9 protein-coding genes and 1 pseudogene are annotated in these 9531 nt (G+C 65.3%); 6 read left to right on the top strand and 4 right to left on the bottom strand.

What is annotated here, in order from left to right; all coding sequences use genetic code 11:
* The 3 genes and pseudogenes from JHD07_RS23425 to JHD07_RS23415 all read left to right on the top strand — a co-directional run.
* Positions 1-239 (top strand): annotated as a pseudogene (locus JHD07_RS23425) (aromatic ring-hydroxylating dioxygenase subunit alpha); the annotation flags it as partial.
* Positions 240-242: 3 nt separating this feature from the next.
* The gene (locus tag JHD07_RS23420) at positions 243-995 is read left to right on the top strand and encodes a GntR family transcriptional regulator (protein ID WP_291626323.1); all 753 of its coding nucleotides are present in this window, start codon (positions 243-245) and stop codon (positions 993-995) included.
* Positions 996-1005: 10 nt separating this feature from the next.
* Positions 1006-1986 carry a PDR/VanB family oxidoreductase gene (locus JHD07_RS23415; RefSeq protein ID WP_291626321.1) on the top strand — a complete coding sequence of 327 codons (981 nt, stop codon included), beginning with the start codon at positions 1006-1008 and terminating at the stop codon, positions 1984-1986.
* A 208-nt stretch (positions 1987-2194) separates the two neighbouring features.
* Here the strand turns inward: JHD07_RS23415 and JHD07_RS23410 are convergent, their stop codons facing one another.
* The 3 genes from JHD07_RS23410 to JHD07_RS23400 form a co-directional block, all read right to left on the bottom strand.
* A complete protein-coding gene (locus tag JHD07_RS23410) occupies positions 2195-4156 on the bottom strand; it encodes an EAL domain-containing protein (RefSeq protein WP_291626325.1) in 1962 nt (653 codons plus the stop codon).
* 168 nt (positions 4157-4324) lie between these two features.
* Complete coding sequence (locus JHD07_RS23405; protein WP_291626319.1) at positions 4325-5185, bottom strand: EamA family transporter; 861 nt, start codon at positions 5183-5185, stop codon at positions 4325-4327.
* A gap of 71 nt (positions 5186-5256) precedes the next feature.
* Positions 5257-5871, bottom strand: coding sequence for a TetR/AcrR family transcriptional regulator (locus tag JHD07_RS23400; protein ID WP_291626317.1), 615 nt, complete (start codon positions 5869-5871; stop codon positions 5257-5259).
* Between the two features lie 294 nt (positions 5872-6165).
* Here JHD07_RS23400 and JHD07_RS23395 point away from each other — a divergent pair, with 294 nt between their 5' ends.
* Positions 6166-7050, top strand: coding sequence for a hypothetical protein (locus JHD07_RS23395; RefSeq protein WP_291626316.1), 885 nt, complete (start codon positions 6166-6168; stop codon positions 7048-7050).
* A gap of 12 nt (positions 7051-7062) precedes the next feature.
* Here the strand turns inward: JHD07_RS23395 and JHD07_RS23390 are convergent, their stop codons facing one another.
* Positions 7063-7428 carry a nuclear transport factor 2 family protein gene (locus JHD07_RS23390; protein ID WP_291626314.1) on the bottom strand — a complete coding sequence of 122 codons (366 nt, stop codon included), beginning with the start codon at positions 7426-7428 and terminating at the stop codon, positions 7063-7065.
* Positions 7429-7526: 98 nt separating this feature from the next.
* Here JHD07_RS23390 and JHD07_RS23385 point away from each other — a divergent pair, with 98 nt between their 5' ends.
* Complete coding sequence (locus JHD07_RS23385) at positions 7527-8117, top strand: TetR/AcrR family transcriptional regulator (RefSeq protein ID WP_291626311.1); 591 nt, start codon at positions 7527-7529, stop codon at positions 8115-8117.
* A gap of 52 nt (positions 8118-8169) precedes the next feature.
* Positions 8170-9531: GMC family oxidoreductase N-terminal domain-containing protein (locus tag JHD07_RS23380; RefSeq protein WP_291626309.1), on the top strand; the 1362-nt coding region annotated here is incomplete at its 3' end.

The raw sequence follows: 9531 nt of genomic DNA, 5'->3' as shown, positions 1-9531 counted from the left end.
TCGTCCGCAACTACCGGCTTGGCGAGCAGCGCCTCACCACCGAAATCCGCGAGGGCGTCTCCGGCATCTTCCGCGAGGACGAGCTGATCCTCGAAGCCCAGCAGCGCGCGATGGACGAGAACCCGGATCGCATCTTCTACAATCTCAACATCGACGCCGGCGCGATGTGGTCGCGCAAGCTGATCGACCGGATGGTGGCGAAGGAAAACGCGCCACAGCACCTTCAGGCTGCGGAGTAGACCATGGCCGACCGTGAGATCGACCGCTCCGTCTCGCAGACCGTGAAGGCGCAGCTCGCGCTGCGCGACCAGATCCTGTCGGGCGCCCTGCGTCCCGGCGAGCGCATCTCCGAGCTGCAGGCGGTGGAGACGACAGGCGCCTCGCGCACGCCGGTGCGGATGGCGCTGGTGCGGCTGGAAGAGGAGGGCCTCTTGGAGGGGATCGCCTCCGGCGGCTTCATGGTGAAGGCGTTTTCCGAGCGCGACATCTCCGATTCGATCGAGCTGCGCGGCACGCTGGAAGGCTTGGCGGCGCGCTTTGCCGCGGAGCGCGGCGTCTCCGCGCGCGAGCTCGAGCCGCTGAAGGAGTGCCTGGCCGCGATCGACGAGCTGCTGGCGCAGGTGCCGATCTCGGTCGATGCCTTCTCGTCCTATGTCGCGCTGAACGCGCGTTTCCACGCCCAGCTCACGGAACTGTCGCGCAGCCCGCCGCTGATTCGCCAGATCGACCGCGCCTCGGCGCTGCCGTTTGCATCCCCGAGCGGCTTCGTGATGGCGCAATCGGCATTGCCGGAGGCGCAGCAGATCCTGATCATCGCCCAAGAGCACCATCGCGTCGTGATCGACGCCATCGAGAACCGCGAAGGCGCGCGTGCCGAAGCCATCATGCGCGAGCATGCCCGGCTCGCGGTGCGAAACCTGCGGCTAGCGCTGCGCAACCGGACCCATCTGGACCTCTTGCCGGCGCTCGCGTTGATCAAGACCGCAACCGATTGAGGCAGTCAGCATGCGCTTCATCGAGACCTGGATTCCGTCCACACTCGTGTCGATCCGCGACCTTGCGCCCGGCATCCGCGAATTCCTGATCAAGCCCGACCGGTTCGACGTCACGGGCTATCCGGTCGGCAGCCACATCAATGTGAGCGTCAACGTCGGCGGCCAGCCGGAGACGCGCTCCTATTCGCTGGTCGGCGAAGCCTCGCCGGACGGCTTCAAGATCGCGGTGCGCCGCGCCGACGATTCCCGCGGCGGCTCGCGCTACATGTGGTCCTTGCAGCCGGGCGCGCGGCTCGACATCACCCAGCCCGCATCGCTGCTCGCCGTCGACTGGTCGCGCGAAAAATACTGCCTGATTGCCGGCGGCATCGGCATCACGCCGATCCTCGGCGCCGCGCAGGCGCTGGCGCGGCGCGGGGCGGACGTTGTCCTGCACTATGCGGTGCGTTCGCGCGGCGAGGCCGCCTATCTCGATGAGCTCGCCGCAACGCTCGGCGACCGCCTCGTCGTCCACGCGGGCGACGAGGGCAGGCGGCTCGATCTCGACGGCTTGTTCGCTTCACTGCCGCAGGGAACGCTGGCCCTGTTCTGCGGCCCCATGCGCATGCTCGACGCCGCGCGCCATGCCTGGATCGAGGCTGGCCATCCGCTCCCCGATCTCCGCTACGAGACCTTCGGCTCCAGCGGCACCTTGCCGACCGAGACTTTTCGCGTGCGATTGAGGGACTCCGATGTCGAACTCGAGATCCCCCGCGAGCGCTCGATGCTGGACGTGCTCAACGCCACCGGCCACGAAGTGTTGTTCGACTGCAAACGCGGCGAATGCGGCCTTTGTGCCATCGACGTGGTCGCGGTCGACGGCCAGATCGACCATCGCGACGTCTTCTTCAGCGACCACGAGAAGCAGAGCAACCACAAGATCTGCGCCTGCGTCTCCCGCGCGCGGGGCACGATCACGGTGGATACGCTGCTAAGGGCGGATGCGGTTTAGCCGAGTTCTGTGGCCTGTTAGGGAGCAACAGACCGCGCCGCGGACTCCACCTCTCCCGCTTGCGGGCGAAGTCGCGCCGAAGGCGCGGGTGAGGGCTCTCTCCTCTGGAGGAATCCCGCCGTGGAAACACCCTCTCCCCAACCCTCTCCCGCAAGCGGGCGAGGGGGCCCACCGTCCTCGTGGCTGGCACCTAGGCTCCGTCTGATTCCTACGCCGCGTAAGTCGCGCGTGGCTTCCTCGTCTCCAGCAGCGCCATCACCGCATCCGCGGCCACCGGCCGGCTGATCAGATAGCCCTGCACCTCGTCACAACCGATCTGCCGTAGATATTCCAGCTGACCGGTGGTCTCGACACCCTCCGCGACCACGCCGATCCGCAAATCGCGTGCAAGCGAGATCACCGACTTCACGATCGCGGCGCAATCCGGCTGAGCCAACATGTCGCGGATGAAGGACTGGTCGATCTTGATGCGGCTGAACGGCAGCTTGCGCAGGTAGGTCAGCGACGAGAACCCCGTGCCGAAATCGTCGAGCGCCACGGTGACGCCGAGTTGCAGCAGCGCTTTCAGGATCGAGGCGGCCGAACCGTACTTCGACAGCAGCATCGATTCGGTGATCTCGATCTCGAACCGGCTTGGAGACACCTTGGCATCGGCGAGCGCCTGCACGATGGTCTGGAGAATGCCCGCGTTGTGAAATTGCGCTGCCGAGAAGTTCACGGCGACCCTGACCTCTTCCGGCCACTCGGCAAGCGTGGCGCAGGCGCGGCGGATCACCCATTCGCCGATCCCATGGATCAGCCCGGTCTCTTCCGCGATCGGGATGAATTCGCTCGGCGGCACCAGTCCGCGCGTCGGATGCTGCCAGCGCAGCAGTGCCTCCAGGCCCGTGACCTCGTTGGTGCCGAGATCGAGGAACGGCTGGAACACCAGGAACAGCTCGTTTCGCGCGATCGCACCGGCGAGGTCCGCTTGCAGCGCCTTGCGGTCGCGTGACACCTTGTCGTCGGCTTCCTCGAAGAAGCGGATCGTGCCGGGTCCCGCCTTCTTGGCGCGGTAGAGCGCGGCGTCGGCATTCTTCATGAGGTCGAGCGGCGTGTTGCCGTCGCGCGGCGCCAGCACGATGCCGACGCTGGTCGCGCCCACGATCTGGCGGCCTTCGATGGGGAATGGCTCGGCGAAGGCCGCGACGAAGCGCTCGGCGATGTCGAGCGCATCCTCCGGCCGCCCCAGATTCGCCATCACCAGCGCGAACTCGTCGCCGCCGATGCGGGCGACGTGCTCGGCGGCGCGCGTGCAGCGTTGCAGGCGGCTTGCAACCTGGACCAGGAATTCGTCGCCGGCGGGATGGCCGAGCCGGTCGTTGACCTCCTTGAAGCGGTCGAGATCGAGCAGCAGCACCGCGAACTCTTCGCCGGAGAGCGACTGTCGTTTCAAGGCTGCATCGAGCGTCTCGTTGAAGGCGACGCGGTTGGGCAAATGGGTGAGGGGATCGAGCCGCACCGTGCGCTCGGCCTCGATCTGCCGCATCACGCGCCGCGCGAAGGCGAACGAGTTGACGAAGACGCCGCGCAGCAGCACGCTGCCATACACTACGACGAGAAAGGCGATCAGCACGAAGGCCATGTCGCCGTTCCTGCCGAGGCAGATCGCAATGCCGACGAAGATCGGCGCCGTGAAGGCGATGGCCGCGATCGGGATGGTGGCGAAGGCCAGTGCGCCGCCGGCCAGCATGCCCGAGCACAGGCAGGTGATGACGAGCTGCCCGCCGGTCGAAGCATCGGCGAAGAAAGCGACCGGGACGATGCCCCAGGCCACGCCGAGGATGAAGGCGTTCCGCACCAGGCGGTGCATGGTACGACGCGAGACGAATTGCGGCTTGATGATGCGGCGCGAAGCGCGCGATTGCAGGCCGAATCCGATCGCGGCGGCGGCGACGGTGCCGGCCCAGATCAGCGCTAGGGTTCTGTCCGGCGACTGCCACAGCGCGATCGCGAGCACGATGGCGTTGCAGGCATTCCCGAGCATGATGCCGACCGAATAACCCAGCACCAGCGACATCTGCTCGGCGCGGATATGGCCCGCCATGGCTTCGTCGGTTGCTGGACCGCCAAAGGTAGACAGATCGCCGGCGAACAGCCGGGCGACGTAATTGGTCGTTCTAGTCCGCATTCGATAGCCTAGCAGCATCGGCCGTTGTCCGGCTCGATCGGGAGAATTCGGTGCAAACCTTTGACGAACTATGAATTATCCCCGATCGCCACGCCGGCCGCGACCACTTCTGCGTGTTCTCACGCAGTATCGATAACAAATCGATACAAATGTCCGGCAGGCCCGACATCAAGCGGGGCGAGGGCGCGGCCCCAGCTGAGTGATTGCGACCCCCGACATCGCGAGCAGCCCGCCGACGATCAGCTTCGGCGTCAGTCGGTCGCCGAGAAACAGTACGCTCGAGAGCAGGGCGAAAACCGGAAGCAGCAGACCGAAGGGCGCGACGCGCACCATCGAGCAACGGGCGATCAGCCAGAACCAGAGACCAAAACCGATTACTCCCCCCACGAAGATCGTGTAGGCGAGCGCCAGCCAGCCCCGTTCGCCCGCCGCCGCAAGGCTCGCCGCTTGTCCATATTCCAGCAGCAGCGACATCAGCATGACCTGCGGCACCGTGAGCAGCGACGACCATCCCATCAGCATCAAAGGGTCAAAGGGGCCGTAGCGTTTCGTCAGCACGTTGGATACCGCGAAGGCGAAAGCCGCTCCGACCACGAGCAGCAGTGGAAGCGGGTTGGTGGACTGGCCCGGCTCCGCCGCCAGCACGGCCACGCCGACGAATGCAAGCATCACTCCGGCGCAGGTGGCAAGTGACGGTCTCTCCGCCAGCAGCGGCCAGGCCAACAGGACCGTGAAGGGCGTGGCGAGTTGGTATGCGACGGCCGACATGCTTCCCGAGCCGAGCCCGAGGCCAACGTAGAAGAGCCCGAAATTCAGTCCGCCCAGGAAAAGCGAAATGGCTGCGACCGGGCCGAGCTGTCGACGCGTGGGCCTGGCGACGAACGGCACAAGCAGCAGTGCTATGGCCAGAAAGCGCAGTGCGAGGAAGAAGAGCGGCGGAAACTCCGCAACGCCTACCTTGATGGCCACGAACTGATAGCCCCAGATCAGGGGAACGGCGATCGCGCAGACGATCTGGATGGCAGACATGGCGCACGTCCTTTTAAAGACTGATCAGTCCAAATATATGCGTAACCATCAGCGGGAGCGTCACGGCGTGATTACCTGACGAAACGGCCGATGAGAGCGTCGACGGCCGCCTGCGATGTGGTCCGTGGCGGTGCCGTTTTGCCGACCACACGCAGCCCTTCGACGAAACAGACGAGAATTCGCGCGGCCGTTGCGGGCTCGACGCCATCGGCCAACCTGCCCGCCGCTTTCGCGCGGGACAAGGTCTCCGTCACCTTGGTTTCCATCGCCTTGAAGAATCTTGCAACGCGCCGACCGACGTCGGCATCTCCGCCAGCCAATTCCATGGCCGTCGCCACCAGGAGGCATCCGCGCCGGCCGTTGCTTCCGCTGGTGCGCTCGACGTAGCCGACCAGGTAGGCCCGCAGGCCGTCGACTGGATCGTTCCGGGGATCGAATTCGACATCCATCCGCGCCAAGGCATCCGCGATGTAGCGATCGAGCGCGCGCAAGAAGAGCGAATGCTTGTCGCCGAAAGCGGCGTAGAGACTGCCCCGCGACAGCTTGGTCGCGCGAAGGAGATCTGGCAGCGCCGTGGCGTGATAGCCGCGCGACCAGAACACGTCCATCGCGCGTTCGACGGCAGCGTCCACGTCGAAACTTCGCGGCCGGCCACGGGGCATCGGCGCTGGCGTGTTTTGCCTCATGCAGATATATAGACCGATCAGTCGTTAAATGACAAGTCCCCTCGCAATCGCCGCGCCCCGGGCTCTGGGGATCGTCTGCCTCCCATCCGGACCTCAACACCGGCCGCTGCGTTGCTGTGTGTGCTCGTCAGCGGATCGGGACGTCCCCCTGATTGCGTGATACGTTTCCCGGACCGATCAGGCGACCGTGCGCCGCGTCGGAAGGGATGCGTTCGAATTTCCGAGGGCCTGTGCATGAGCGAGCCTTCAGCCGACGTGTCGGCAACGGTCGAATACACGATGGACAAATGGCGGATGGACCGCCTTCCCTGGGCCATGTGGGCTTGCGTCGCCGGCCTCGCGGTCGCGCTTCATGCCGAGAGCCGCGGCCAGCATGGCGCGGTTTTGGCCGTCGTCTATGTGGCTCTGCTGGGGCTGGCGTTCGCAGGTTATGCACTCACGACCCTGATCGGACGGTCCGGCCTGCCGTTGCTTCTCGAATTGTTGATCGGCCTCCTGGTCCTGATCATCGTCTCCGGCGTCATCGGTGTGATCAGCGTGCTGGTCGGCGGGACAAGCGGCCGCTCCAGCTACGTCGGCGCCATGCGCAGCCTCTATTGGAGCCATCTCGTGAATCCATCGCTGAACGTTTTCGGCTGGATGCTGCTGTATCTGGGGTTCGGATGGATCGCGTTTTCAGCCTACCGCCACTTCTACGCGGATCGGGCGGTCATCTCCATGTCTTCCGCGGGCATCCGGTTTCACAGGCCGTGGCTCAAGGGTCTCTTCATTCCCTGGCAGGAGGTGCACGGAGTGGGCCATCTCGTCGTTCCCGGCATCTCGGGTGTGCCGTACGTCAGTTCACATGCTGCGGCCGTTACGGTCGATCGGGACTTCTATGAGCAGCACATCGCCTCTAAGCGCAGCTTCTTCGCGCCACCCGGGACTGAAGCCATGTTTCAGCCGAAAGGCGAGATGATGCAGGTGGTGCTGAGCAGTGCCGACATGACCGTCAAGCCGGAAGATTTTCTCGGGCCTGCCGAGGTGCGATGGAAGGCATTTCGGGATCAACCGGCGTCGCCATCTCAACGCGGCGGCACCGTCTTCTACGGACGCTGGTCGATCGATGGCTCTCTGTGGCAGGCCGTCCGGTTTCTTGCGCCTCTGGTCGGCCTGGCCGCGGTCATGCTGTATCGATAGGCGCGATCCTGCTCACCGTCCGAGTTGCTTCGGGTCGTAGAAGAACCGCTCCTCGATGATCTCGTTGCCTCGCCAGGTCTGCCAGGCGATCTCCTCCAGCGTCCGCGCGACGCCTTCGGCATTTGTGAAGGAGAATTTCCATCGGCTGGCGACGGTGTCGCCATCGATCAGGCTCGGGCCGATGCGCACGGCAGTAACCTGCTTGAACGCCGCCAGCACGCCACGCTCCTTGTCCGCGAGCTTGTCGCGCCCGATCACCGGCGCGGCGAGATTCTCGTAGGTCGCGGTATCAGGCGTGTAATAGTCGAGGATTGCTCCGACAAAGTCGCCATCCTCCAGCCGCTTCGCAAAGGCTTCGACGATCTCACGGCTCGGCATGATGCACCCAAGAAGTAACCGACTGATGGTCGGTAAATACCGACCGACGGTCTAAAAGTCAACTGGTAGCGCCAGCCCGATTCGATTAGACGAGACCCATGGCCAAGCAAGCGGAGCGGCGGGCGGCGACATCGGAGGCGATCCTGACGGCGGCGCGGCGGCTGTTCGGGGCGCATGGCTTTGCCGCGACTACCATGGACGAGATCGCGGAAGGAGCGGGTGTCGCCAAGGGCGCGGTCTATCATCACTTCAAGACCAAGGAGGCGGTGTTCGAGGCGGTGTTCGACCTGGTCTCGCGCGATCTCGTCGCCGAGATCGACCGCGCTGCGCGCACTGAAAAGGACGTGCTGGCCGCCATGGTCGGGGGCACTCAGCATTATTTTGCCGCGACCGCGAAGGGGGCGACCGGACAGATCATCCTGCGCGACGGGCCGGCCGTGCTTGGCTGGGAGCGCTGGCGCGAGATCGACGCGCAGCATTTTGGCGGCAAGATGCCGCGTGCGTTGTCCGCAGCGATGGAGGCTGGCCTGATCGCGCGCCAGCCGGTCGAGCCGCTGGCGCGGCTGCTGCTCGGCGCGGTGACGGAGGCTGCGGTCGCCTGCGCCGGCCGCACAGATATCGCAAGGGCAGGCGCGGAATACGCCCGTGCGTTCAAGTCGCTGGTCGAGGCGCTGCGCGTCAAGCCATGATCGTGCTACTCAGAACTCGAAACGCCCTCGTCAACAAGAAGAACAGTCGCGCATGACCGCAAATTCCGCCCTTGCACCGTCAGATCCCGAGTTCGACTACATCATCGTTGGTGCCGGCTCCGCCGGCTGCGTGCTCGCCAACAGGCTCTCCGCGAACGGCAAGCACAGCGTGCTGCTGCTCGAAGCCGGCCCGAAGGATTCCAACATCTGGATCCACGTGCCGCTCGGCTACGGCAAGCTGTTCAAGGAGAAGACCGTCAACTGGATGTACCAGACCGAGCCGGAGCCCGAGCTGAAGGGCCGTCAGGTGTTCCAGCCGCGCGGCAAGACGCTGGGCGGGTCGAGCTCGATCAACGGGCTGCTCTATGTCCGCGGCCAGCACGAGGACTATGACCGCTGGCGCCAGCTCGGCAATACCGGCTGGGGCTATGACGACGTGCTGCCCTATTTCAAGAAGGCCGAGAACCAGTCGCGCGGCGCCGACCAGTATCACGGCACGGGCGGACCTCTGCCGGTGTCCAACATGATCGTGACCGATCCGCTGTCGAAGGCCTTCATCGACGCCGCGGTCGAGACCGGCCTGCCCTACAATCCCGACTTCAACGGCGCGACGCAGGAAGGCGTCGGCCTGTTCCAGACCACGACGCGCAACGGCCGCCGCGCCTCGACGTCGGTGGCCTATCTCGGTCCCGCGAAGGCGCGCAGCAATCTCAAGATCGAAACTTCCGCACACGCCCAGCGTCTGTTTTTCGAAGGACGCCGCGCCGTCGGCGTCGAATACCGGCAAGGCGCCGCCTTGCGCCGCGCCCGTGCGCGCAAGGAGGTCGTGCTGTCGAGCGGCGCCTACAACTCGCCGCAGCTGCTCCAGCTCTCCGGCGTCGGCCCCGGCGATCTGCTGCGCCAGCACGGCATCGAGGTCGTGCTGGAAGCGCCGGGCGTCGGCCGCGATCTCCAGGACCACATGCAGGTCCGCATCGTGATGCGCTGCTCGCAGAAGATCACGCTCAACGACACCGTCAATCATCCGCTGCGCCGCACCATGGCCGGCGCGCGCTATGCCCTGTTTCGCAAGGGCTGGCTGACGATCGCAGCCGGGACGGCAGGCGCGTTCTTCAAGACCAGCCCGCGCCTGGCTTCGCCCGACATCCAGGTGCACTTCCTGCCGTTCTCGACCGACAAGATGGGCGAGAAGCTGCACGCCTTCTCCGGATTCACCGCCTCGGTGTGCCAGCTTCGTCCGGAGAGCCGCGGCACCTTGCGGATCAAGAGCCCGGACCCAAGCGTGCCGCCGGAGATCCGGATCAATTACATGTCGACCGAGACCGACCGCACGACCAATGTCGAGGCCATCAAGATCCTGCGCAAGATCCTGAACGCCCCGGCGATGAAGCCGTTCGTGGTCGATGAGTATGAT

The organism is Bradyrhizobium sp. (genome assembly GCF_016462955.1).
Taxonomy (GTDB): Bacteria; Pseudomonadota; Alphaproteobacteria; order Rhizobiales; family Xanthobacteraceae; genus Bradyrhizobium.
Note: the sequence above shows the minus strand (reverse complement) of the source record. Positions and strands in the feature narration are given on the sequence as shown.